The 23,435-nt window shown below is 67.7% G+C and carries 27 protein-coding genes and 1 pseudogene; 6 read left to right on the top strand and 22 right to left on the bottom strand.

The window, feature by feature from the left end; translation table 11 throughout:
* Window positions 1–2 precede the first annotated feature (2 nt).
* The 4 genes from ACIGEP_RS07115 to ACIGEP_RS07130 form a co-directional block, all read right to left on the bottom strand.
* Window positions 3–587 carry a TetR/AcrR family transcriptional regulator gene (locus ACIGEP_RS07115; RefSeq protein ID WP_396660892.1) on the bottom strand — a complete coding sequence of 195 codons (585 nt, stop codon included), beginning with the start codon at window positions 585–587 and terminating at the stop codon, window positions 3–5.
* The gene (locus ACIGEP_RS07120) at window positions 584–1,273 is read right to left on the bottom strand and encodes a DsbA family protein (protein ID WP_396660893.1); all 690 of its coding nucleotides are present in this window, start codon (window positions 1,271–1,273) and stop codon (window positions 584–586) included. Before ACIGEP_RS07120 ends, ACIGEP_RS07115 begins: the two co-directional genes overlap by 4 nt.
* Window positions 1,273–1,404, bottom strand: a complete 132-nt coding sequence (locus tag ACIGEP_RS07125) for a hypothetical protein (RefSeq protein WP_396660894.1) — start codon at window positions 1,402–1,404, stop codon at window positions 1,273–1,275. Before ACIGEP_RS07125 ends, ACIGEP_RS07120 begins: the two co-directional genes overlap by 1 nt.
* Window positions 1,405–1,472: 68 nt before the next feature.
* A complete protein-coding gene (locus ACIGEP_RS07130; protein WP_396660895.1) occupies window positions 1,473–2,033 on the bottom strand; it encodes a TetR/AcrR family transcriptional regulator in 561 nt (186 codons plus the stop codon).
* Between the two features lie 86 nt (window positions 2,034–2,119).
* On the opposite strand from ACIGEP_RS07130, the gene ACIGEP_RS07135 reads away from it, so the two are divergent.
* Complete coding sequence (locus ACIGEP_RS07135) at window positions 2,120–2,503, top strand: hypothetical protein (RefSeq protein ID WP_396660896.1); 384 nt, start codon at window positions 2,120–2,122, stop codon at window positions 2,501–2,503.
* Complete coding sequence (locus ACIGEP_RS07140; RefSeq protein ID WP_396660897.1) at window positions 2,500–3,492, top strand: heme A synthase; 993 nt, start codon at window positions 2,500–2,502, stop codon at window positions 3,490–3,492. The genes ACIGEP_RS07135 and ACIGEP_RS07140 overlap by 4 nt, the downstream gene beginning before the upstream one ends.
* A gap of 10 nt (window positions 3,493–3,502) precedes the next feature.
* On the opposite strand, the gene ACIGEP_RS07145 is transcribed toward ACIGEP_RS07140, so the two are convergent.
* The 4 genes and pseudogenes from ACIGEP_RS07145 to ACIGEP_RS07160 form a co-directional block, all read right to left on the bottom strand.
* Complete coding sequence (locus ACIGEP_RS07145) at window positions 3,503–3,850, bottom strand: DUF3817 domain-containing protein (RefSeq protein ID WP_396660898.1); 348 nt, start codon at window positions 3,848–3,850, stop codon at window positions 3,503–3,505.
* Between the two features lie 41 nt (window positions 3,851–3,891).
* Complete coding sequence (locus ACIGEP_RS07150; protein ID WP_396661031.1) at window positions 3,892–4,365, bottom strand: pentapeptide repeat-containing protein; 474 nt, start codon at window positions 4,363–4,365, stop codon at window positions 3,892–3,894.
* A 163-nt stretch (window positions 4,366–4,528) separates the two neighbouring features.
* A pseudogene (locus tag ACIGEP_RS07155) lies at window positions 4,529–4,930 on the bottom strand (CarD family transcriptional regulator); the annotation flags it as partial.
* 265 nt (window positions 4,931–5,195) lie between these two features.
* A complete protein-coding gene (locus ACIGEP_RS07160; protein ID WP_396660899.1) occupies window positions 5,196–5,603 on the bottom strand; it encodes a winged helix-turn-helix transcriptional regulator in 408 nt (135 codons plus the stop codon).
* Window positions 5,604–5,695: 92 nt separating this feature from the next.
* Here ACIGEP_RS07160 and ACIGEP_RS07165 point away from each other — a divergent pair, with 92 nt between their 5' ends.
* A complete protein-coding gene (locus ACIGEP_RS07165; RefSeq protein ID WP_396660900.1) occupies window positions 5,696–6,337 on the top strand; it encodes an NAD(P)-dependent oxidoreductase in 642 nt (213 codons plus the stop codon).
* Between the two features lie 184 nt (window positions 6,338–6,521).
* Here the strand turns inward: ACIGEP_RS07165 and ACIGEP_RS07170 are convergent, their stop codons facing one another.
* The 4 genes from ACIGEP_RS07170 to ACIGEP_RS07185 all read right to left on the bottom strand — a co-directional run bounded on the left by ACIGEP_RS07170 (window position 6,522) and on the right by ACIGEP_RS07185 (window position 10,887).
* On the bottom strand, window positions 6,522–7,298 hold the full coding sequence (locus tag ACIGEP_RS07170) for a FadR/GntR family transcriptional regulator (protein WP_396660901.1): 777 nt from the start codon (window positions 7,296–7,298) through the stop codon (window positions 6,522–6,524).
* Window positions 7,299–7,440: 142 nt separating this feature from the next.
* Window positions 7,441–7,770 (bottom strand): YciI family protein, encoded by a 330-nt coding sequence (locus tag ACIGEP_RS07175; protein WP_396660902.1) that lies wholly within the window; start codon window positions 7,768–7,770, stop codon window positions 7,441–7,443.
* A 44-nt stretch (window positions 7,771–7,814) separates the two neighbouring features.
* The gene (locus ACIGEP_RS07180) at window positions 7,815–9,170 is read right to left on the bottom strand and encodes an aldehyde dehydrogenase family protein (protein WP_396660903.1); all 1,356 of its coding nucleotides are present in this window, start codon (window positions 9,168–9,170) and stop codon (window positions 7,815–7,817) included.
* Window positions 9,171–9,231: 61 nt separating this feature from the next.
* Window positions 9,232–10,887, bottom strand: coding sequence for an FAD-dependent monooxygenase (locus tag ACIGEP_RS07185; RefSeq protein WP_396660904.1), 1,656 nt, complete (start codon window positions 10,885–10,887; stop codon window positions 9,232–9,234).
* Window positions 10,888–11,060: 173 nt separating this feature from the next.
* Between ACIGEP_RS07185 and ACIGEP_RS07190 the strand changes: the two genes are divergently transcribed.
* Genes ACIGEP_RS07190 through ACIGEP_RS07200 form a run of 3 tightly spaced genes read left to right on the top strand, consistent with a single transcriptional unit; the run spans window position 11,061 to window position 13,565 of the window.
* Entirely contained in the window at window positions 11,061–11,930 is an 870-nt protein-coding gene (locus tag ACIGEP_RS07190; RefSeq protein WP_396660905.1) for a fumarylacetoacetate hydrolase family protein, read from the top strand.
* Between the two features lie 48 nt (window positions 11,931–11,978).
* Window positions 11,979–12,773: a coniferyl-alcohol dehydrogenase gene (locus ACIGEP_RS07195; protein ID WP_396660906.1), complete on the top strand. Its 795-nt coding sequence runs from the start codon at window positions 11,979–11,981 to the stop codon at window positions 12,771–12,773.
* 3 nt (window positions 12,774–12,776) lie between these two features.
* On the top strand, window positions 12,777–13,565 hold the full coding sequence (locus ACIGEP_RS07200; protein ID WP_396660907.1) for an N-acyl homoserine lactonase family protein: 789 nt from the start codon (window positions 12,777–12,779) through the stop codon (window positions 13,563–13,565).
* A gap of 73 nt (window positions 13,566–13,638) precedes the next feature.
* Here ACIGEP_RS07200 and ACIGEP_RS07205 read toward each other — a convergent pair whose 3' ends face one another.
* From ACIGEP_RS07205 to ACIGEP_RS07250, 10 genes are all read right to left on the bottom strand, one after another.
* Window positions 13,639–14,469, bottom strand: coding sequence for an SDR family NAD(P)-dependent oxidoreductase (locus tag ACIGEP_RS07205; RefSeq protein WP_396660908.1), 831 nt, complete (start codon window positions 14,467–14,469; stop codon window positions 13,639–13,641).
* A gap of 25 nt (window positions 14,470–14,494) precedes the next feature.
* Window positions 14,495–15,079 carry a hypothetical protein gene (locus ACIGEP_RS07210; RefSeq protein ID WP_396660909.1) on the bottom strand — a complete coding sequence of 195 codons (585 nt, stop codon included), beginning with the start codon at window positions 15,077–15,079 and terminating at the stop codon, window positions 14,495–14,497.
* A complete protein-coding gene (locus ACIGEP_RS07215; RefSeq protein WP_396660910.1) occupies window positions 15,076–15,846 on the bottom strand; it encodes an SDR family NAD(P)-dependent oxidoreductase in 771 nt (256 codons plus the stop codon). The genes ACIGEP_RS07210 and ACIGEP_RS07215 overlap by 4 nt, the downstream gene beginning before the upstream one ends.
* Window positions 15,847–15,895: 49 nt before the next feature.
* Window positions 15,896–16,660, bottom strand: a complete 765-nt coding sequence (locus ACIGEP_RS07220; protein ID WP_396660911.1) for an SDR family NAD(P)-dependent oxidoreductase — start codon at window positions 16,658–16,660, stop codon at window positions 15,896–15,898.
* Between the two features lie 228 nt (window positions 16,661–16,888).
* Window positions 16,889–18,232: an MFS transporter gene (locus ACIGEP_RS07225; RefSeq protein ID WP_396660912.1), complete on the bottom strand. Its 1,344-nt coding sequence runs from the start codon at window positions 18,230–18,232 to the stop codon at window positions 16,889–16,891.
* Window positions 18,233–18,276: 44 nt separating this feature from the next.
* Window positions 18,277–19,701: an FAD-binding protein gene (locus tag ACIGEP_RS07230; protein ID WP_396660913.1), complete on the bottom strand. Its 1,425-nt coding sequence runs from the start codon at window positions 19,699–19,701 to the stop codon at window positions 18,277–18,279.
* The gene (locus tag ACIGEP_RS07235) at window positions 19,698–19,970 is read right to left on the bottom strand and encodes a hypothetical protein (RefSeq protein ID WP_396660914.1); all 273 of its coding nucleotides are present in this window, start codon (window positions 19,968–19,970) and stop codon (window positions 19,698–19,700) included. The genes ACIGEP_RS07230 and ACIGEP_RS07235 overlap by 4 nt, the downstream gene beginning before the upstream one ends.
* A 466-nt stretch (window positions 19,971–20,436) precedes the next feature.
* Complete coding sequence (locus ACIGEP_RS07240) at window positions 20,437–21,249, bottom strand: SDR family NAD(P)-dependent oxidoreductase (RefSeq protein WP_396660915.1); 813 nt, start codon at window positions 21,247–21,249, stop codon at window positions 20,437–20,439.
* 381 nt (window positions 21,250–21,630) lie between these two features.
* A complete protein-coding gene (locus ACIGEP_RS07245) occupies window positions 21,631–22,395 on the bottom strand; it encodes an SDR family NAD(P)-dependent oxidoreductase (RefSeq protein WP_396660916.1) in 765 nt (254 codons plus the stop codon).
* A 139-nt stretch (window positions 22,396–22,534) separates the two neighbouring features.
* Window positions 22,535–23,362 carry an SDR family NAD(P)-dependent oxidoreductase gene (locus ACIGEP_RS07250; protein ID WP_396660917.1) on the bottom strand — a complete coding sequence of 276 codons (828 nt, stop codon included), beginning with the start codon at window positions 23,360–23,362 and terminating at the stop codon, window positions 22,535–22,537.
* Window positions 23,363–23,435 lie beyond the last annotated feature (73 nt).

Consider the following 23,435-nt stretch of genomic DNA (forward strand, 5'->3'; position numbering starts at 1 on the left):
GGTCAGCGGCGGGCGAGGAGTCCGTCGATCAGGTATCGGCGGTGCCGCTCGTCGTCGGAGCGATCCGGCCGGCCCTCGGCGCGGAAGACGATGCCGCGATCCCGGATGAAGCGGAAGACATCGGCGCTGGTGAGCTCAGGGCGGATACTGCCGCCCGCCTGCGCGTCGGAGAGGTAGCGCTCGGCTACGCCGCTGGCGCGGGCGCACAGCTCGCTCAGCTGGGCGGAATCGGGCACCTGGCGGGTGACGACGTCACAGACGGCGGGCTCGTCGTACTGCAGCCGCCACATGCCGTCGAGGTAGTGCTCGAAGCGGTCGGCCGGGTTCACGATGGCATTGCAGTCGGCGATCAGCTCATCGATGTGCAAGCGGGCGAGGTCGTCGATCACCGCGTCGACGAGCGCATCACGACCGGCGAAGCGGTGGTAGATCGTGCCCTTGCTCACCCCGGCGGCCTTGGCGACGAGTTCGAGAGGCACCGTCAGACCTCCCTCCCGGAACACGGCGAGCGCTGCGCGGCGGATGTCCTCGTGGTTGCGCTGCGCATCGGCCCGCAAGGCTCGACGCCGTGGCTCACCCTGCGTCACGATCCGACCGCGGCCTTCTCGCTCCACACCGTGCCGAGCGCCTGGAGGAAGGCCTCGACCGGTTGAGCGCCGGAGATCGCGTACTTGCCTTCGAAGACGAAGAACGGCACCCCGCGCACCCCGAGATCCCGAGCCTGCTCGATGTCGGCGGCGACCCGCTCCTCGTAGGCGCTGGAGGTCAGAGCCTCCAGCGCCGAGGCACGGTCGAGCGCTACCTCCGCCGCGAGATCGGCAAGCGCCTCGTGGTCGCTCACGTCGATGCCATCGTGGAACTGCGCCCGGAACAGCCGTCGCACCATCGGGTACTGCTGTCCCTGCTCCGTGGCGAAATGGATGAGCCGATGCGCCGAGCGGGTGCCCGCCACCACCATGACCTCGTGCCGATACTCCAGGCCGAGGGTCGCGAACCGTTCGGCGAGCTGCTGGTTCATCGCCTTCGCCTGGGTGATGGGCACGCGCTGCTCTTCGGCGAGAAACTCGTCGATGCTGCCCTCGAAGCGACCGGTGAGCTGTGGCACGAGCTCGAAGCTGTGATAGGTCACCTGCACCCTGTCGGGGTGCTCAGATCGTGCGATCGCCTGGCTGAGCGCGGTGGTGCCCATGTAGCAGAACGGGCATGCGATGTCGCTCCACACGTCCACCTGCACCGGAGCCGACGCCTTCCCGAATGCAGTTCCACCGGCCATCAGCGGCACGTCCCATCGACATCGCAGACCTCGGCGGTCCCGGCGCCGGGAAGCGCCTGCAGCGCGACCCGGTCGATTCCGGTCGTGTGCGGCACCGGCTCGGCGGCGCTGACCTTATATCTTGACTCCATAGTTCAGAAATCTAGGTTTTCTGTACGGTTTAGTCAAGTTATCGAGTGCCGGCCTTGAAGCGAATCCGTCAATGGTCTGGCGGGGAGAGTATCTCGAGGATCCGCTCGGCGATCTCCCGGCGCAGGGCCTCCGGCAGCTCGACGCCGGAGAACGTCTCATACCCCCAGAGGCCGTCCGCAGCGATCCGCGCCAGGAGCGCCCGCAGCGGCCCCTCCGGGTAGCGTCCGCTGCGCGCCGGCGCGGGGACAGCCGGCGACCAGCGTTCAGCGATCCGCGCCCACGGGGCGAACAGCTCCGGGTCGGGTCCGGCCTCGGCGATGTAGAGAACCTCCGCGCGCGTGGCGGGTCTGGCTGCGACCCGGACATAGGCGGCGACCTTCTCCTCATCGCTCGCCTCCTCGGGCTGCTTGCCGAGAGCGGCGATCATCTCCCGCTCCCAGGACTCCGCAAGGTGCGCGTGCACGCCGACGAGCAGGGCGGAGCGATTCGGGAAATGGTAGAGCAGCCCGCCCTTGGTCAGGCCCGCCTCGGCCGCCACGGAGTCGATCGTGACCGCAGTAATGCCCTGCGCCTCTGCTACTCGGATCGCGGCCTCAACGATCGAGGAGCGGTTGCTCGGTCGAACCATCTCCGCTCGGACCTCCTGACTCGGATGCCGTGTAACTATACTTTTTGGTACAGCAACATCGGCGGAATGAATGTAGGAGCAACCGTATGACAGTCGTGACCTTCATCGTCGGAGGCATCCTGACCGCCACCGGCGTCGTCGCCTACGCCGTCTCCGGGGCCGCGAGTCTGACTGCCCTGATCCCTGCGGCGATCGGCGTGCTCATCGTGATCGCCGCGTTCATCGCGCGCAGCCCGAAGGCGCACCGGCATGCGATCCACGCCGCTCTGGCCATCGCGCTGCTCGGCATCATCGGAACCTTCTCGAACGTCCTGAAGGTCGGCGAGCTGTTCGCCGGCGCTGCGGAGCGTCCGCTCGCGATCGTCGCGAGCATCATCACGTTCGTCGTCCTGATCGTCTATCTGGTGCTCGGCATCCGGTCGTTCGTGAACGCGCGTCTCGCCCGCGCCCGTGCTCGCAAGGCGGCATGACCGCGCCCTTCGAGACGCGCGATACCGCGTCCGCGGTGGGAGCCGCCGAGACTCCCGGCAGGTTCCGCAGAGCGTTCGCTAAGACCGCTGGCCACCTTGCGCCGCACGCCCGGTTGCTGTCCTGGCTGTCGCTCGCGGCGAACATCCTGATCGTCGGCACCGGCGGGCTGGTGCGTCTGACCGCCTCGGGGCTGGGCTGCCCGACGTGGCCGCTGTGCACGGAAGAATCGCTCGTGAACACCCCGGAGATGGGCATCCACGGGATCATCGAGTTCGGGAATCGGCTGCTCACCGTCGTGCTGATCGCGATCGCCGTGGCCGCCTTCCTCAGCGTCGCCGGCCGCCGACGCGAACGGCCGGATCTCGTCCGGCTCACCCTGGCGATCGGGATCGGGATCATCGTCCAAGCGGGTGTGGGCGGGATCACGGTGCTGCTCGACCTGCACCCCGGCGCGGTCGGCGTGCACTTCATCCTGTCCGCGGTGCTCGTCTCGATCGCTGCGACGTTCGTCTACAGGGTTTACGCAGGACCGGCGGGGCCCCGGCGCACGGGGCGGGTGATGACGGGGCTTGTCGCGATGCTCGTCGTCAGCGCTGTCGTAACGATCTACCTCGGCACGCTCACCACGGGCGCCGGCCCGCATGCTGGAGACAGCGCGGCCGAGCGCAACGGCCTTGACGCATCGGTGCTGCAGCACTTCCATGCTTGGCCATCCTACGCGCTGCTGGGTCTGACCGTGCTGCTCGTCAGCATCGCAGCGTGGCGCCGAGTGCCTGTGCCGGATCCGCGGCTGTTGCTGCTCCTGCTCGGAGCCGAGCTCGTGCAGATGGCGATCGGGATCGCGCAGGCCCGGCTCGGGCTGCCCGTGTTCCTCGTCGGGGCACACATGGTGCTGGCCTGTGTCCTGGTGGCCGCCCTGACCTGGGTCGTTCTCTCGACCCGGGCTCGTTCGCCAAGAGCGGTCGAGGCACCTACGCCGGGAGCGTGACGCCGCTCGGCTACTGCGAGCCCCGTCGTTGGAGCCGGCCGGTGCGCTCCATCCAGAGGTCGAAGGGCACGGTGAGGAACGGCAGGACCGACATCGCGAGGCCGAGGACGGCGATCCACCACTTCCAGCGGAAGGTGATCGCGGCGAGCAGGCAGGAGACGACGAAGACGATCCAGGCGATGCCATGCACCCAGCCCCAGATGGTCACGCCGAGCGGGGTGCCCGCGAGCGGATACTTGATGATCAAGGCGGTGATCATGCCGATCCACGAAACCGCCTCGACGATCGCGGCGGTGCGGAAGACAACCCGGACGAACCGGTCGAGTCCGGCGGGTGCATGGCTGGCGTTCGCAGACAATTCGCTCCTCCTCGGGGCGTGGCGGTGGAATCGGGACGTGGTCACGGCGTCGTATGGATGCCAAGCATCTCGGCGAACACTTCGGCCAGGTCGGCGATCTGGGAGCTGCTCATCGTCGCGCCGCGGAGTCCCTGGATGCCGTCGATGCGACGCAGCGAGGCGTCGCGCAGGTCGACGTCCGTCAGTGCGGCATGGGCGGCGATCAGGGTGTCGATGCGGGTGCGTTCACAGGCGGCGCGGGTGAGTTTCGCGTCGGAGACGTCGAGTTCTTCGATCGTGCAGTCGGTGATGAGCAGGTCGTGGATCTCGGCGCCGCGCAGGTTGAGGTACCCGAGCTTGCAGCCGGTGAACCGCACCGATCGCCAGGAGGTGCCGTGGAACTCGGCGGAGGCGATCCGGGATCCGGTGATCTCGACGTCGCGCAGCGAGCTGTTCGCCGCACGGAGCACGGGCGCATTGAGACGGTCGATGACGGAGTCGGCGATGGACGCACCGCGCAGTCGGGTCTCGTTCATCGTCACGCTGACGAGCCGCGCCTCGGCGATGTCTGTGCCGGTCAGGTCGCGACCGGGCCATCGAGATCTGCATGAGGTCGATGACCTCGCCTCGCGCCGCAGCGTCGATGACTGCCTCGGCTTCCGCCTGGCTGACGTCGAGCGCGACGCTGAACTCCAACGCGAGCGCAGCGCGGTTGCTCCGGAGCATGAGGCCTTCCGCGGATGCCGGGGCTTTGCTCCCCGAGCGGGTGATCTCGCGAATCACGATGCAACGCTCCTCGAGCTGCCCGGTCGCCAGCCGGATCTGATAGTCCTCGAGCCGCCGGGACCATTGCATGCCTGACGCGGTGCTGGGCCCGCGCAGGAGCTCCAAGAGCTGCAGCACGCGCTCCGGCGAGCAGACTTCTCGGAGGCCGAGCTCGTCGGCACGGTCAGCGGGAACGCTGATCTCTAGCGGCTGGGCGACGGAGGCGAGGTCGAGATAGCGGGTGGCAACCCCTCGCACTAACCGTTCGGTGATCTGCTTCACCCGGACGAGTCCGTGGAAGGGGTGGACGATGAGCTGGCCTTCGCTGAAGGGCATTCTTCACCTCGAATGAGTGTGCGGAATGTCCGGCTCGTCATCTCGTGCCGACCAGAAGAGGTCAGCGAGTCGGCGACGGCGGAGCACCAGCGACGCGTCCGCGAAGCACGGGAGGCGCTTCGCGGCTCGGGCCGCGCGGCGCACTCCTGCGAGTGAGACCCGCCAGTTTTACCGTACGCGATCCTCTGGGCGACCGCGCCCGGCGCTCACCACGCGGCCGCAAGGCCAGTGTCGAACGCCGCTGATGAGGTCTGCGCGCATGGGCTCAGCCTGCCTTCGCGGCACCTTTCTGGTCATATTCACCCTGCGACACGAGGACGCCGCCCAGATGCTCGATGGACCATTCCTCAAGCGCCTTGAGCGGTGCACGAAGGCTCCTCCCGGCATCGGTGAGCGCGTACGCGACCCGAACGGGCACTTCCGGGTAGACGGTGCGGATGACGAGTCCGTCGCGCTCCATCTCGCGGAGCGTCTGCGTGAGCATCTTCTGGGAGATCCCGTCGATGCGGCGCTTCAACTCGGAAAAGCGCGCCGTGCCCTCGCCGAGCACGCCGACGACCAAGACCGTCCACCGATCGCCGATCCGGTCGAGGATGCGACGGGTCGGGCAGCCATCGAGATACGGATCGATGACTCTGGGATTCCCATCTGCGTCATACACCGTGGTTACCAACGAGTGCCTTCTTCCCGAATGCGCCTAAGTCACCTAGGGTAACCACTCATGGCGCGTGGCGCCAGGCAACGATCGAAGGAGAGCACATCACCATGACCGACATCACCGTCATCGGAGGCACGGGCTACGCAGGCGCGGCAATCGTCAAGGAAGCGGTCACGCGCGGCCACCGCGTCACGTCCCTGAGCCGGAGCCTTCCAGCCGACAGGATCGACGGAGCCACCTACGTGCAAGGCGACGCGCGCGATGCAGCCGACGCCATCGCCGGCGCGCAGGTCGTGGTCGGAGCACTCTCGCCGCGTGCCGGCACTGAGGGCACGCTGGTCGCGACGTACACGGCGATCGCAGAGCAGGCCGCGGCCGCCGGCGCGCGCCTGCTGATCATTGGCGGCTTCGGCTCCCTGCGCCCCGCGCCCGGCGCTCCGCGCTTCGCCGAGGGCGACCAGATGCCTCCCGAGGTGATCGTCGAGGCGCGCGAGGTGAACTCGGTGCTGACGGCACTCGAGTCGGGCGCCCCCGTTTCCCTGGACTGGGTCTTCATCAGCCCGGCCGCTGTGTTCGGCGGGTACACGCCGCAGGGCGATCCGCACGGTACCTACCGCACGAGCACGGGGATCGCGCTGTTCGACGAGCAGGGGAACTCGGCCATCGAGGGCGCGGACTTCGCGCTCGCCGTCGTCGACGAGATCGAGAAGGCCGAGCACCACCGCAGCCAGCTCAATTTCGCATACTGAGTTGGACTTGTTCAGCCGCCGCGGTCGCCCGACTGCGGGCCATCCCGGCTACCGAGCTGAGTCGGCTCACCCTCAGCCCGGAGAGTCGCCGCGCTCCATCACCTACCAGAATCGAATGGCGGTTGAGCACGAAGCGGCCGGTCCATGCCGCCGACGACCATGATCAATGGCGGTACGGTCTACATCACTTCATCGAGTCTTCGAGTGCCCGAAAGTGTGCTGTCAGCTCTCGAATCGCCGCGTCGGCGTCCTTGTGGCGCACATACTCAACGATTCGACGTCGCAGCACTCCTATGTCTCGATTGACGGGGGGCCCACCCCTTATGAGCCGCACGTAGACTGCCTGGGCGAGCGCGTCGTTCAGCATCACGAGCACCTCGTTGTGCGTTGCCTCGGCGAGCAGGCGGTAGAAGCGAGAGATCTGCTGCGTCCGGTCAGCACCGGGGTTCGAGTAGCGCTCCTCGGTGATCACGATGTCGGCCTCGATGCGGCGGAGGTCCTCTGCCGTCGCGCGCTGGCAGGCGAGGCGGATCACATCGGAGGTGAGCAGAATCCGCGCCTCGAGCACGCTCTCCGGAGTGAGGGCGTTGAGCGAGGCCATGTTGCTCACCGCCTGCGAGACGACCCGCAGGTCCCCGTCGCTCACGAAGGCGCCCCCGTGCACCCCGAGCCGCGTTTCGATCATGCCGTTCGACTCGAGGCCGCGGATCGCCTCGCGGACGGCCTGCCGACTGACCTTGAAAACCTCCGCCAGATCGCGCTCGGCGGGGAGCTTGTCACCGGGCTTCAGCCGCTCTGCCTCGATGGCTCCCCTGATGCTCTCGTAGATGTACTCGTATGCCCGCTTCGTGCGCACGGCCTTGAAGCCGAGAGAGGTCGGATCGCTCGCGGGAACGAACTTGAGAACACTGACCTCTGGTTGCGCGGCGTCAGAGTCATCGATCGGAGGTGCGGCGCTCATAATGGTCTAACCTATTCGACGCTCGACTCGTGCAACAAGCGCGATGGTCGTTCAGCCTGCGGCAGGCTCAACATGAACTCTCCACCCTGGAGCGCGCCGGCTTCGGGTTCGTAAGCATGGTCGAGCCTCGGCGCAAGCGGACTCAGACGGAGGAGGCCACGCTCGCACCGAGGCTCGGCAGAGCGGTTCCGAGCCGCGCGGCCCACGGGTGGATCTCCCGGTCGACGATGACGGCGCCGAGGTGGAACGGGTCGCGGTCGAGCAGGTCTTCGAGCACGAGCAGGCTCGGCGCCCGGAGCAGCAGCAGCCCGCCGTTCGAGTCGAGGAACGCCCCGGCCGCGAGGAGGCTGCCCTCCTCGGTGAGCGCCCCGAGATAGGCGCGGTGCGCGTCGAGCAGCTCCGCCCGTTTCTCGCCGACGCCAGCCGCATAGGTGTAGAGGACGACGAAAGTCCTCGTCTCGGTCGATGCCACCTTGTCTGCTCCCTGTCTCATCTGTCTCTGCGAGGCCGTGCGCCTCACGGCCTGTGGATCAGCTTGTTGTTGACGAACCCGTAGATGCCGTCGCGACCGAGTTCCGTGCCGTATCCCGAGGCCTTCGTGCCCCCGAAGGGCAGGCTCGGAGCGGTCCCGGCGACCTGGTTGATCCACACCATTCCGGTGTCGATGCGCCGGGCGACGTCTTCGGCGAGCTCGACGTTGGCACTGAAGACCGATCCACCGAGCCCGTACTTCGTGTCGTTGGCGATGCGCACGGCGTCGTCGACGTCTTTGGCCCAGAAGATCTCGGGCACGGGGCCGAAGATCTCCTCGTAGTAGACAGGGTTCTCGGCGTCCATTTCGAGCAGGATTGTGGGCTGGACGAAGGCACCGTGCGCGGGAACCCTGCCGCCGACCGGGATCGCCGCTGCTCCCCCGGCGACCGCGCGCTCGATCTGGTCGGAGACGATGTCGGCCTGCGACTGCGACGAGAGCGGGCCGATGCTGACCCCCGGCTCAAGCGGATCGCCGGGCACGAGCCGCGCGGCCTTGTCGCGGAACCGCTTGATGAAGGCGTCGTATGCGGCGTCGACGACGATCATGCGCTTGGGCGAGACGCAGATCTGACCGCACATCCGGAAGCGGCTCATCGCGGCGTCGGTCGCCTTCTCGATGTCGGCATCGCCGAGGACGACCATCGCGTCGGCTCCGCCCAGCTCGAGTACGGCGGGCTTCACGGCCGCAGCCGCCGCGGCCGCGATCCTCCGCCCGGCCTGGTCGCTGCCGGTCATCGTCACCCCGCGCACGCGCTCATCGGCGATGATCCGCGAGGTCTGCTCGTGCGTCGCGTACAGGTTGGTGAAGACCCCGGCGGGCAGCCCGGCGTCGGCGAAGAGCCGGGCGACGGCCGCCGAGCTCTGCGGCACGATGCTCGCGTGCTTGAGGATGACGACGTTTCCGGCCATCAGGTTGCCCGCGGTCGCGCGAATGGGCTGGTAGTAGGCGGCGTTCCACGGCTCGATCGCGAAGACGATGCCCGTCGGCTCCCGCACGACGAGGGTGTGCTCTCCGAGGCGCTCGGGGGCGAGGAACGCCTCAGCGTTGTCGGCGTAGAAGTCGAGGATGCCTGGCCCCACCGTTCCCGCGTGCACGAGAGAGCTCTCGTAGACGATGCCCATCTCGAGCGTCGCGATGCGCGCCAGCTCCTCGCGGCGCTCGCGCATGAGCTCAGCGGCCCGGCGCACATACACCGCGCGCTCGGCGACCGGCAGCCGCGACCAGCTCTCGAAGGCGCTCTGGGCCGTGGCGAGTGCGGCGTCGACCTCCGCGTCGCTGGCGTAGGGGAACTCGGCGAGAAGCTCGTTCGTGTACGGGTTGGTCGATGCGTATGCCATTCTTCGTTTCTCCACTCTCCTTTGAGTCCTCATACTGGCCTGCCTCATGGGCCGGCCGACGTCACACCGCGCTGACGGAGCGCGCGAGCGCCCCGGTTCCGACCGCGACGGCGAGGATCCGCTCCGCGTCATCGACGCGCTCCCCGCGCCACGCGACCTGCCCGTCGGGGCGGACGAGGACCGCGGGAAGCTCGTACACCTCGGCGACGCGCGGGTCTCGCAGTTCGACGACGCGCAGCGGAACGCCCGCCGCGGCCGCCGCTGCGGCGAGCGCCTCGGCCCCGGTGCCGTCGGCGAAGCTGAGCAGCACGAAGTCGAGCCCGAACTCGTCGATCGTCGAGCGGGTCTTCTTGTCGTCGAGCCAGACGTGCGGAGCTCGGGAGCCCGGGCGCGAGGTCTGCGCATACCTCGACGGCGAGAGCTCGGGCGCCGGGCTGCCGTCGGCGACGATGACGGGCGAGCCCTCATAGAGGTAGCCGAGGTGGATGCCGATGGTGTGCCACTCTCGGCTCATCGCCTCGGTGTACGCCGCACCGAACTCCTCGCGCGCCGAGGCGACGGCGGGCGAGGTGTCGGCCTCGTCGAAGAGAGCGGGGTCGGTCTCGATGAGGCGAGGGGCGAGCATTCTGCGAAGGTTCTCGCTCGCCTCCCCCACGTTGCGCACGGCGACCGGTCGCTGCTCGATCTCGTAGCTGTCGAGCAGTGTCTCGCCGCCCCAGCCCTGCACGACGGCGGCGAGCTTCCACGAGAGGTTGACGGCGTCGAGGACGCCCGTGTTCATTCCGAAGCCGCCGGTCGGCGAGGTCAGGTGGGCGGCGTCGCCCGCGATGAAGACCCGTCCGGCGCGGTAGCGCTCGGCGACGAGCTGTCGGCGCTCCCACGGCAGGATCGAGAGGATCTCGAAGTCGAAGTCGCGGCCGACGGCGCGCACGATCGCCTCACGCATCTCCTCCTCGGTCGCGGCGCGCTGGATCGTGTCGCCGATGAGGGAGAAGCGCCACTCGTCGCGGCCGTTGATCGCAACGAGCGTCGCCCAGGTTCCCTCCGCGCCGATGAAGATGTAGCGGTAGGCGGGCGGGGTGTCGTGGAGCTTCTCGAGGCCGGCCCTGCGGAAGATCGCGTTGGTCGTGTAGGTCAGGGTGCCCTCGCCGAGCATCGGGATGCCGAGCGCCTGGCGCGCCGTGCTCTCGCCGCCGTCGGTCCCGACGAGGTAGTCGGCCTCGACCGTGAACTCCGTGCCGTCCTCGACCGAGCGCAGCGTGGCGATGACGCGGTCTCCCCGGTCGACGAACGAGACGAGCTCGGTGCGGTAGCGGAAGTCGACGAGCGGGGTTCGCGAGGCGAAACGCTTGAGCACGGGGTCGAAGAAGTTCTGCGGGCAGCGCTCGCGGTGCTGCGGGCTCTGCGGGGGCGCCGGCTCGTCGGCCGGCGCCGGGAACGCCTCGCGGCCGAACTCGATGCCGTTGAGCGTTGTCACCCAGGCGTTGTCCTGCACGTAGTTGCGGTTGTATCCGGCGGCCTCGACGTCTGCGACGAGGTCCCAGCGCCGGCAGAACTCCATCGTCCGCACGCCGACCATGTCCATCTTGGGCTGATAGATCGTGCCGTTGCGGCGCTCGACCACGATCGACGGGACGCCTCGCCAGGCGAGATCGCCTGCGAGCGCCAGTCCGACGGGTCCGGCTCCGACGATGAGTACGGGCGTCTTCTCGGACATTCGGCACTTCCCTCCACGACGGTCTCTGTCTCCGGTGCGAGAGAACGGTGCTGGCACGGTCGCCGTCGTCGTGTCACCGGGTGGGGCGAGTTGACATCACGCCCCTAGGCAAGGAACATAATGGTCAATCCATTTTATGTCAACGTGGCCAAGGGAGACCAATGAGACTCGTCGTGTTTGATGACCTGCGGATCGGCGTCGTCGCCGGCGAGCGGGTCGCCGACGTCACCGGGGCGCTCCCCGAGCTGCTCGCGAGCTGGCCGGAGCAGCGGATGAACTGGGTGATCCGCAACTGGGCGGAGCTCCAGGCGCAGCTCGGCGACCTCGACGCTTTCCCGTCCATCGCCCTCGATGCGGTCCGTCTCCGCGCCGTCAATCCCGCTCCCCCGCAGCTGTTCGCGATCCCCGCGAACTTCCACGAGCACATCGGAGAGCTCGCCGACCGGGCAATCACGCCGAAGGGCAAGTCCGGCGCAGACGCCCGCTTCTTCCTCAAGGCAGCCGGATCCGTCAGCGGGCCGAGCGACGGGATCCTCCTCCCGAACGGCTCCCTGCGCCGCTTCGACCACGAGTGTGAGCTCGGCGTCGTCATCGGCGTCGGCGGCGCGAACATCCGTCAGGAGGACGCGCTCGATCACGTCTTCGGCTACACCTGCCTCATCGACATGACCATGCGCATCGAGAAGGGGAAGTTCGAGGAGGACCGTTCGCTGCGCAAGTCGTTCCAGACCTTCACACCCGTTGGCCCCGCCCTCGTCACGGCCGACGAGGTGCCCGATGTCACGGCACTGCGCTCGAGGCTCTTCGTCAACGACGATCTGCGGCAGAGCGCACACCTGGCCGACATGATCGTCTCCGTTCCTGAGGCGATCGAGCTCATCTCCTCGGTCGTGGCGCTGCAGCCGGGCGACATCATCGCAAGCGGCACTCCCAAGGGCGTCGGACCCGTCGGCATCGGCGACTGCGTCAGAATCGAGATCGACACCATCGGCGCCATGACCCTGGCCGTCTCCGAGGCGCCGCCGAGTCCGCGGCCGTTCTGACCTCCGCACACATCCACCCATCAGCGTTGATCCATGGAAAGGCAGACAATGACGGAATTCGAAGGCACACGCTTCGTCGTGACCGGCGCGGCATCGGGCATCGGGGCGGCGACGGCGGCGCAGCTGCGGGCCGCGGGAGCATACGTCGCGGGGCTCGATCGCTCCGCCCCCGTCGAGGGGCTCGTCGACGAGTTCCACGCGGTCGACCTCTCCGATCCCGCCGCGATCGACACGGTCGTCGCGGGCCTCGACGGCGTATGGAACGGCCTGCTCAACATCGCCGGCGTCTCAGGCGAGGCGCCCGCCGAGCTCGTCATGAAGGTGAACTTCCTCGGCCTGCGCCACCTGACGGAGGCTCTCTGGCCGAAGCTTGCGAAGGGGGGTTCGGTCACGAACGTCGCCTCCGCGGCCGGCGTCATGTGGCGCAGCCGCCAGGAGTTCGTGCAGCAGCTCGTCGACACCCCCGACTTCGCGGCCGGGCTCGACTGGTTCCACGCCAATCCCCCCGAGGGCAAGGTGTACAACTTCTCGAAGGAGGCCGTGATCCTCTGGTCGATGTGGCGGGCGCTTCCGGCGTTCCGCGACGGCATCCGCGTCAACGCCGTCGCGCCGAGCCTGACGAAGACCCCCCTCTTCGCCGACTTCGAGAAGTCGATCGGCGCCGAGCGGATCAAGGGCATGGAGGAGTCGCTCGGCCGCTTCGCGGAGCCGAGCGACGTCGCTCGCGCACTCCTCTTTCTTGCAAGCCCCGCGACCGAGTATGTCGCCGGGCAGATCCTCGGCGTCGACGGCGGCACGACAGCGGCCATGGTGAGCGGCGTCATCCCGCTTCCGGGGTACTGATCGATGGGTGAAGCAACAGTCCTCGCCCTGCGGGTCGGATCCCAGCGGACGACAGCCTCTCGGAGCTACTACCGCCACGCCAGCTACGGTGAGCCAGACGTCGAGCAGACGCTCGATTTCTACTTCTGGCTCGTCCGCACGCCGACCCACACCATGCTGGTCGACACGGGGTTCAGCGAACGCGGCACCGCGCATCGCGCCGGCGTCGAATGGCTCATCGATGCGCGAGAAGCCGTGATCGCCGTCGGTGTCGACCCCGACGAGATCACTCACATCATCGTCACGCACCTGCACTATGACCACGTCGGCAACCTTCACCAGTTCCCCTCAGCGCGACTGCTGATCCAACGCCGCGAGATCGAGTTCTGGAACAGCTGGTACGCGGCGTATCCTCCGCTCGCATCGACCGTGGAGCCCGAGGAGCTCGCCTACATCCGCGAGCGCATCGCGGCGGGCACGGTCGACGTTCTCGACGGATCCGTCGAGCTCGCGCCCGGGATCAGCGTCATCGAGGTCGGCGGCCACACCCCAGGCCAGCAGGTCGTCGTCGTCGAGGGCAGCCGGCCCATCGTCCTGGCATCGGATGCTCTGCACTTCTATGAGGAGATGGATCGGGACCTCGCCTTCAATGTCTATTCGGACATCGCCGATCTCTATCAGGCGCTCGCCACCTTCCGCGAGATGCGTCGCAACGGTGCTGTGATCGTCGCTGGGCACGACCCCGCGGTCATGACGATGTTCGAGACCGTCTGCTCGGTGGACGGGGTCGCGTTGGCGGTTCAGATCCGCTGACCGGATGTTCGCCCGTGAGCTGTTGGGCGGGAGGATCCCGCCCAACAGCTCACGGGGACAAGCGCCAAGAGCCTCACTCGGGAACGTCGCCGAAAGCCCGCACCGCGCGTTCCTGCCCGCTGCGCCATTCGGCCAGGCGCCCCTCGTATTCCTTGGCCGCCACGTCGAACGGCGTGACTCCGAAGAACTGGCGCAGCGGCGGTTGGTCGGAGTCGACGAGCTCCAGGAAGGGGCCTCGGGTGGCGGCCGGATCCCCGCGACGGGTCGAGAACGGGGCGGCCGTGCTGCGGTAGTCCGCGTACTCGGGCATCGGCAGCGCGCGCTTCGCCGATGAAGCGCTGAACTCTGTCGAGTAGCCCTGCGGCTCGATGATCGTCACCTTGATTCCAAAGCCGGCGACCTGAGCGGCCAACGCCTGCGCGATCCCTTCGACCGCCCACTTGGACGAGTCGTAGATGCTGACGAGCGGCGATGTGGTCACGCCTCCGATCGAGCTGATCTGGAAGATGTGGCCGGAGCGCTGAGCGCGCAGATACGGCAATACGGCCTGGATCACCCAGATCGAGCCGAAAACATTGGTCTCGTACACTGCGCGGATGTCGTCTTCGGAGAGCTCCTCCACCAGACCGTAGTGGCCGTATCCGGCGTTGCTGACGACCACGTCGAGCCGCCCGAAATGCGCGTGTCCGGTCTCGACGGCCTCGAACACCGCCCGCCTGTCGCTGACATCCAGCTCGATCGAAAGCACGCGCTCGCCGAAGCGGTCGACGAGCGCGTCGAGCTTTGACGGCGTTCGGGCCGTGGCGACGACCCGATCGCCGCGTTCAAGGGCCGCCTCCGTCCACTCTCGTCCGAACCCTCCGGATGCCCCGGTGACGAACCAGACCTTCCCAGAACCCGACATGTCGACTCCTCTCGTCTCCAGCAGGTCAGGCGAGCGCGCCCGCGTCGAACTGCGCGAGGTTGATGAGCTCCGCGATGAAGCGGTAGTAGCCGGCGAGCGCCACGAGTTCGACCAGCCCGCGCGACCCAAACATCCCGGCGGCGAGCGCGTAGCTCGCGTCATCGACGCGTCCGGAGGAGGCAACCTGCCGGGCGATGCGTGCGGCCAGCGCGTCGTCTTTCTCCACCTCTGTGGGGTCGTCTCCCTTGCGCAGCCTCTCTGCGTCGGACTCCGAAAGTCCCGCGGCAATCGCCGGGCCGTGGTGGTAGCCCCAGACCTTCGAGCACCCGACGACTGCTGCGACGACGAGAATCACGATCTCCCGTCGCAACGGCGGCAGCTCGAGGCCATCTCGCACGAGGTCGGCGAGCGGCATCATCGCCCGCGCGAGCGCTGGACTCTGGAGCGTCACGTCGAACGGACCCCCGAGCGAGCCATCTGGCGCCTCGACGACGGATCGCCAGCTTCGGCGGTAGTCGGCGACGAGCGCCGCCTGCTCCTCGCTGTACATCGAAGACGGGGTCGGCGCCAGCCGGTACGTCTGCGCGTTCGCGCCCTCCGTGCCGTTCATCGCATCACCACCCCGCCGTCGACGCTCATGACCGTGCCCGTGATGAAGGAGGCCTCGTCGGAGCTCAGGAATGACACCATCGCCGCGATGTCCGTCGGCTGACCGTATCGGCCGACGGGAATCATCGCGACGGTCTTCGCGATCGTCTCGGCTGAGCTCTGAGCTGTGAGCGCGGTCTCGACCGGCCCGGGGGCAACGCAGTTGGCGGTGACGCCGAATCTGGCCGCCTCCTCTGCGACCGTGCGGGTCAGCCCGATGAGCCCGGACTTACTGACCACGTAGCTCGCGGCCGAGTTGAGGGTGTGTCCGAGCGCACCCGCGGACGCGATGTTCACGATGCGTCCCCAGCCGGCGCTCTTCATCGGGGGGAGAAGCTCTCGCACGAGCAGGAACGGAGCACGAAGGTTTACCTGCACAACCGCGTCCCAGAGTTCCCGAGAGATCTCCTCGACGAGATACTTTCCGCCATCCTTCTTCGGGTTGATCCCTGCGTTGTTGACCAGGATGTCGACCGAGCCGAACTCCGCCACCAGTTCGGCGGCGGCCCCGATGACCGCCTCGTCGTCCATGAGATCGAGTTGGAGCGGGCGAAGACGGCCCGATGCGAGCAGCTCGGCCGGGAAGGCCGTATGCACGCTCGGGCTCGCGTCGACGACGACGACGGTGCAGCCGTCGTCGAGCAGCCGGTTGGCAATCGCGAGACCCATGCCGTTCGCGCCGCCGGTCACGAGTGCGGTCCGGGCTTTCTTCTGACTGTCGGGTGTCATCGGTTCTCTCCTCTTCCGTCGTGTGGGGTCGACGCGTGAACGGTCAGGCTCAATAGGTGGCCCGGCCGCCGGAGAGGTCGAACGGCAGACCCGTCGTGAACGAGCACTCCTCGGAGCTCAGCCACGCGATCATCGCCGCCGCCTCCTCCGCCCGGCCGAGACGCCCGAGCGGGATTCGCGAGCTGACCCATTCGGTGATCTGATCCTCCTGGGTCTCAGCCCAGGAGTGGAAAAGCGGCGTCTCGAACGTCGTCGGCGTGATCGAGTTCGCGATGATCCCGGCGCCCGCGAGCTCTCGCGCGATCGTCTTGGTGAGCGCGATGACGCCTGCCTTCGCAGCGACATAGCCCGCCTGATGGGGGTTCCCCTCCTTGCCGGCGATCGATGCGACATTCACGATGCGGCCGTAGCTGTTCTCGATCATTCCCGGGATCAACGCCCTGCAGGTGAGGAACACCCCCGTCAGATTGAGCGCGAGCTCGCGGTCCCAGTCGTCGTCTGGGTACTCCTGCACGGGCTGATGACCGAAAGGTCCACCCGCCGAGTTGACGAGGATGTCGACGGGACCGCCCTGCGAGGCGGCGTGGGCCGCCGCAGCGACCGCCGCGCGATCGGTCACGTCGAGCTCGTAGGTCTCAACCCCGTCGGGCCCGAGCCGCTCGGCGAGCAGCCGCAGCGCCTCCTTCGACCGGTCCCAGACCACGACGTTCGCCCCGGACTCGCGGAACCGCTCGACGGTGGCAAGCCCCATGCCACTCGCGCCACCGGTGACGACGGCCCGACGGCCCTGAAGGTTGATGCCGTTCTTCTGCACTGCGATGCTTCCTTTCCATCTTTTCTTGCGGACCCGATCGGTGATGCGGGCCGCCTGATCGTCTTGCTCACGTGATATAACGTCGAAGAAGCGCTCGGACGGTGGGGTCACACGACGAGGCGTAACCGATGAGACTCTCTCGGTTGCGTTGCTCCGCCTCGCCAGCTCCCGTCGCGCGACGCGCAAACGAGGGCATCGAGCTTGAACGACGATTCCCCACCGCAGACGCTAGGCCGTGCTCACGGTTTCGCCAGCGGGAACCACGTTCCGTTCGCCCGCTGCGGCAAGGTCGATGTCCTTGCGTCGTGGCGCGAAGAATCCGCCGACAAGTCCCATCACCACAAACCCTGCCATGACAAGCGCCACTCCCAGGATGCCTCCGCCCGCGGCGTAGATCGCAGAGGAGATGAGGGGGCCGAGGCCGCCGATCAGTGCGCCGATCTGGTAAGCGACAGAGATCCCGGTGTACCGGACGTTGGTCGGGAACATCTCGGTGAGCAGACCGGCCTGCGGCGAGTAGGCGAACGCGTGGACGCAGTAGACCGAGAGGAACGCAAGGAAGAACAGCAGGTAGACTCCTGTGCCGATCAGCGGCCAGACGATCACCGCGTTGACCAGCTGCAGGCTGAGTGCGACGAGCATCACTTTGCGTCTCCCGAATCGGTCTGCGAGCATGCCCGCGAAGGGGATCAGGCACGCGTTGATCGCCGTAGGAATCGTCGTCGCGACGAGCACCGCAGCGGTGGGGAACCCGAGGGTGCTCGTCCCGTAGGAAACCGCGAAACCCTGCATGACCTGCTGGAAGCCGAGCTCTCCTCCGGCGAAAGCGAGACCGATGAGGACCGCGCGCCAGTGATAGCGAAGGACCACCCCGAGCGGAACCCGAACCTTCTGCGACCCGTCGGCGAGCACTCCCTTCATGAGCGGGCTCTCCTGCACGCGAAGGCGCATCCAGATCGCGAAGACGAACAGGATCGCTGCCGACCAGAAGGGGATCCGCCACCCCCAGGTGACGAGCTCATCGCCGGTGATCCATGCGACCAGTGCGAACACGCCGTAGCCGACCGCGAAACCCATCGCGGCGCCGCTGCTCGTCGAAGCCCCGAAGAGCGCGCGGCGCTTCGCCGTGGCATGCTCGGTCGCAAGCGCGACGCCGCCTCCCCACTCCCCTCCGACAGCGACACCCTGCAGAAGGCGCAAGACGATGAGGAAGATCGGAGCAGCGTCTCCGATCTCGGCCGCCGTCGGGAGGAAGCCGACGAGGACGGTCGCGATCGCCATGATGATGAGGGTCATGATCATCGTCGACTTGCGGCCGACACGATCTCCGATGTGACCGAACAGAATGGCGCCGATCGGGCGAGCCGCGTAGCCGATGGCGAGCGTCATGAACGAGAGCACGACGGCGATCTCCGGGGTCGCCTTGCTGAAGAAGAGGGGGCCGAGGATCGTCGCCGAGGCCGCGGCGTAGATCGCGAAATCGTAGTTCTCGATGACGCCGCCGATGAACGTCGACCACCAGGCGACGGCAGGTTGACGGCCGTTGCGCGCAGCCGTTGCTGCTTGAGTCATGCGTATTCTCCTTTGAACTGCATTCGAACGATGGGACGAGAAGGTCAGCGCGCGGGTCGGTCAGGATCCGTCGCGGCCGGGGCACCTGCCATCGAGGGAGGACCGCTCGCGAACGCGCTCGCGGCGGCTCCCGCCCAGGTTCCGGTGATGAAGCCGGGAGCCAGACCGCCCGCGTAGTCGACGAAGGAGATCCCCCCGATGTCCGAGCCGCTCGCGTAGAGACCGGGAACCGCTCGACCGTCGCGGTCGACCACCTCGCCCTCGAGCGAGGTCCGGATCCCTCCGTGGGGGAAGGTGATCGCCGACTGCACCGCGAGGGCGTGGAAGGGAGCGGTCTGCGGCGCGCGGGCATCAGCCGAGACGGGGACACCGGAGGCGAGGCCGCCGCCGGACGATGCGGTCGCGATGTAGCCCGTGAGCGTCCGCTCGAGCGACGCCGAGTCGAAACCCCACTCCCCGAGGAGCGCCGCGAGGTCTTCGATGGTGTCGGCGACCGCATACCGGGCACCGGCCTCGATCGCGAGCTGCAGGCGATCGACGGCACCGACTCCGAGCCCGGGGAACGGTTCCTCGATGACCTCGTTGTTGCGCACATGGTCGTCGAAGATCAGCGCGCCTCGGCCGTCGGGAGCGCGGAGAAGCGCTTGCGCGAGCACCGGGTCACCTCGCCGTTCGTCCGCGAGACGGCGTCCGTCCGAGCCGATAAGCACCGAGGAGACCGAGTGATACTGCGTGAGTGGGCGGAAGTCGGGAATCTCGAAGCGGTTCAGCGGGTACGGGATGAGGTGACCGTAGAACGCCGCCATCCCCTTCGACGTCGCGGCACCGGCCGACTGCGAGAGCCGCAGTCCGTCTCCGACCGAGCCCGGGTTCGAACGCACGAGGAGATAGTCGGCCGCTGGCCCGATGTAACGGCTGAGCAGCTCGCGATCACCTTGGAACCCGCCGGTGGCGAGTACAACGGCCCTCCCGCGGACCTCTTGCTCCCGACCGTCGGAGAGGCGGGCGACGACGCCCGCGACGCGTTCCTCGTCCCTGATGAGCCTGACCGCGGGGGTTCCGAGCAACACGCGACCGCCCGACTCGACGACGAGCCGACGCGCGGTCTCCATCAGACCGACCACGTCGATCTTGTAGCCCGCGCCCGTTCCCTCGTTCACGACCATCGCGCCGAACACCGCGACGCCCAGCGACTCGATGAGCCTGACAGCGTCCTCGAGCCCGTCATAGACCTTGTACTGCTTGTCCCGTTCGCCGAACTCCGCCGTCTGGGCGTAGCGCTCCCGCTCCCGGAACGTCCAGAACCCGCCGGCCGAGAGCGCTGCGGATCCTCCCCATTCGTCTCGCTTCTCGAGCATGACGACTCTCGCGCCGGCCCGAACGGCGGCGATCGCCGCGCCGCTCGCGGACACTCCGCTGCCGACGACGACGACGTCTGCGGAAATAGAGCTCTCGTTCACGACGGTCATGGTTCCTCTTCCTTGAGCAACTGGTCTCCACCAACCACGGTCCCGGTCGCGCCCACCATGATCGATGCTGCCTGCGGGATGAGCTCCACCATATGGTCAAACCATTCCGTTGCGCAAGCCATTCCGACGCTTCCGGTGCGCACGAAGCGGATCCGGGCCAAGAGAGGCAGGCGCGCCGCCTCCCCGGGCGGCATATCCGGCACGATCAGCAGGGCGCCGCGACCCCGCGTCCCCTCTCGAAGAGCACCGTCGATGACGGCCTCACCCATTCCCGGGGCACGATGGCAAACGACGAGGACCCCGGTTCCTTCTCCGAGAGAAGGTCGTTCGGGACCGCTCCGCGTCGGCGCCGCCGATGACGCGCACCATCCGCACCCGACCACCCGCCGGCTGCATTCGTTGCGCCCCGTTCCCCACATCGGAGGCGCACTCGCCGAAGGCCAAGGTGGCACGCTCCCCGCATGACACCGGCTGCTTCCCGTGCCGCGAATTCCCGAGGCGAGCGCGGGAGCGGACGCGTCGCGAGCGGGTCATCCGCGGCGACGCGAGCACGACCCGCTCGACGACGATCAGCACTCGCGTGCTCGTCGGAATCCCGAGCCTCCGGCGCGCCGCGCACGTCGCGCCTCACAGCGCACCCCGCTCCCAGCTCCCCGCACCTCCGATCAGCGCCCGACCGCCCGAGACGGGCGATCACAGACGGGCGACGACAGATGGGCGACGACAGATGGGCGATCAGCGATCGCCGAACGCGCGCACCGCCCGATCCTGCCCGGCACGCCATTCGGCGAGCCGGGCTTCGTATGCCTCAGAGACCACGCCGAGCGGAGTTATTCCGAAGAACTGCCGCAGGGGCGGTTCGGCCATGTCGACGAGCTCCAGGATCGGCTGCCTCGTCGCCTTCGGGTCGCCTCGACGCGCCGAGAACGCCTCAAGCTCAGCCCGGTAGCCATCGTATTCGGGCATCGGCGCGGACCGGCGCGCGGATGAGCCGCTGAATTCCGTGGAGTAGCCCTGCGGCTCGACGAGCGTCACCCGGATTCCGAATCCAGCCACCTGACCCGCAAGCGCCTCGACAACGCACTCGATCGCCCACTTCGTCGCGTTGTAGATCCCGACCTGCGGGGCTACTGTGACACCGCCGATCGAAGACACTTGGATGACGCGTCCCGATCGCTGGGCCCTCAGGATCGGCAGCACCGCCTGCAGAACCCAGATCGATCCGAAGACGTTGGTCTCGAACTGGTCGCGGATCTCCCGTTCCGTGACCTCCTCGATGAGCCCGTACTGTCCGTACCCGGCGTTGCTGACGACCACATCGATCCGACCGAATCGCTCGACTCCCGCCGCCACCGCGTCGAAGACCGCCGTGCGGTCATCGACGTCGAGCCGTAGCGGCAGAACCAGCTCGCCGAAACGCTCGACAAGGTCGGCAAGCTTCTCCACGGCCCTCGCCGTCGCGATGACGCTGTCTCCCCGCTCAAGGGCGGCGATCGTCCATTCGCGGCCGAAGCCGCCCGATGCGCCCGTGATGAACCAGACCTTCATCTCTTATCCCTCTCCGAAAAACAACTCGATCGATGTCCTTGGCACAGCAGCGTCGCGCTAGTACTGCCGCATGGCCTCGGCGCAGCCGTGTCACCCCGGGCGGCAGAACCCGACCGGCGGATTGAGTGCATCCACATCGGTGTGCCCTGCCCTCGTCAGACCGTTCGCTCTGCCGGACGTGGGGCCGAGGCGGCTGCACCGATCTATCGCCTGTATGGCCCTCGCGACCGGTCGCGCCGCGTTCGCATCCGAGCTCACGAGGCTCACGCGGTGGGCGGCTGGCGGCGTCAGGTCGTCAGGCCGACACCCCGTTGCCGCGCGGCAGCGGATCAGCGCCGGCGCGGCCGATCGATGCAGCACCGCGCCGGCGCGGCACGTTCGTCAGAAGGCCGCTCGCCCGCCGCTGAGATCGAAGGTGTATCCGGTCGTATAGGACATATCTTCCGAGACCATCCACGCGAGCGTCCCAGCGGCCTCCTCTGCGCTTGCCACGCGACCGAGCGGAATCGTCGACGTCGCGCGCTCGATCACCTCGGGAGACTGTCCATCCCGCCAGCTCCGGTAGAACGGGGTGTCCATGACCCCCGGGCAGAGGCAGTTGACCAGCACACCCGTTCCTGCCGTCTCGAATCCAAGTGACTTGGTGAGCGCGATGAGCGCGCCCTTCGCCGCCACATAGCCGGACTGGTTCTTCGCCCCGGACTTCGCCGCCATAGACGAGAAGTTGACCACCCGCCCGTATCCACCCGCGAGCATGTAGGGGAAGACCGCCTTGCACCCATAGAACACGCCCGTGAGGTTGACGGCGATCTCACGATCCCAGTGCCCCAAGTCGTAGTCCTGCACGGGCGCCTTGCCGACGGACATGCCCGCGGAGTTGACGAGGATGTCGATCTTCCCATGGGCCGAATGCGTCTGCTCGGCGGCGGCCTTGACCGATTCCCAATCCGACACGTCGACAAGATACGTGTCCACACGATCCGCGATCTCCGGGCTCACGATCCCGTCGAGCCTCGCGCGATCGAAGTCCCATGCCGAGACGGTCGCTCCGGAATCGAGGAACCGGTGCAGTGCCGCGACCCCGACGCCGCTCGCCGCGCCGGTAATCACAGCGTGCCTGCCGCTGAGATCTATCGAGTTCACCATGATTCACGCACTCCTTCGTCGTTACGGGGCTCGCTGTCGAGTCGCCCGATGATCCCGGCGCCTCTGCGCCGCGAGTATCCTATTGGTCAAACCATTTCATGGCGTGGCGGCGTCTGCGGCCTCGCTCCAGATCAACGGCTCACGAGCCCATGACCGAGCCTCCGTCCACGGCGACCGTCGCACCCGTGACGAACGCGGCGGCATCGGAGCAGAGATAGTCGATCATCGACGCGATCTCATCCGGCTCCGCATATCTGCCCACGGGAATCCCCTTGCTCAGCTCGGAGATCGTCTCGGCCGAGCTCAACGCCGTCAGTCCCGTCCGGGTCGGCCCCGGCAGGACGGAGTTCACCGTCACGCCGTGCGGCGCCGCTTCCTCAGCGACACAGCGGGTGAGCCCGAGCACTCCGGCCTTGCTCGCAACGTAATAGGCGCTTGCGACGGGCGGACGACCGAGGGCGGCTGACGAGGCGACGTTCACCACGCGGCCCCACCCTCGCTCCTTCATCTGAGGAAGCAGAGCTGCCATGAGCAGGAACGGTGCGGTCAGGTTGACGGCCAGCACCGCCTCCCATATCTCAAGCGGGATGTCCTCAGCCTGATACTTGCCACCGGTGTGCTTGGGGTTGATGCCAGCGCTGTTCACGAGGACGTCGACCCGGCCGAACCTTTCTAGGATCGTGCTGCTCGCGCGCCGCACGTCATCTGAGTGCGCAAGATCAACGCGGATCCCGCTGAGATGCGCGTCAAGAGCGTCATCCCCGACGCGCAGTTCCTCCACGGCCGGGTTCGCGTCGACGACCACGACTTCCGCTCCCGCGATGAGCAGCCGCTTCACGGCCGCTGCGCCAATCCCGCTGACGCCCCCCGTCACCACCGCTACCCTCCCGAGGTGCGGAGGGCCTCCAGCAGCACCGGCAATGTCTGCTGCGGTCATAGCGTTCTGTCCAATCTTCTCGTGTGCCACGACGTCACGCCCGGCGCGACCGCGAGGCACATCCGGTCGCGTCCTTCCCCGCCCGGGGCGGGCAGGGAAGGAC

The sequence above is a fragment of the Microbacterium sp. NPDC077663 genome, assembly GCF_044542795.1.
Lineage (GTDB): Bacteria > Actinomycetota > Actinomycetes > Actinomycetales > Microbacteriaceae > Microbacterium.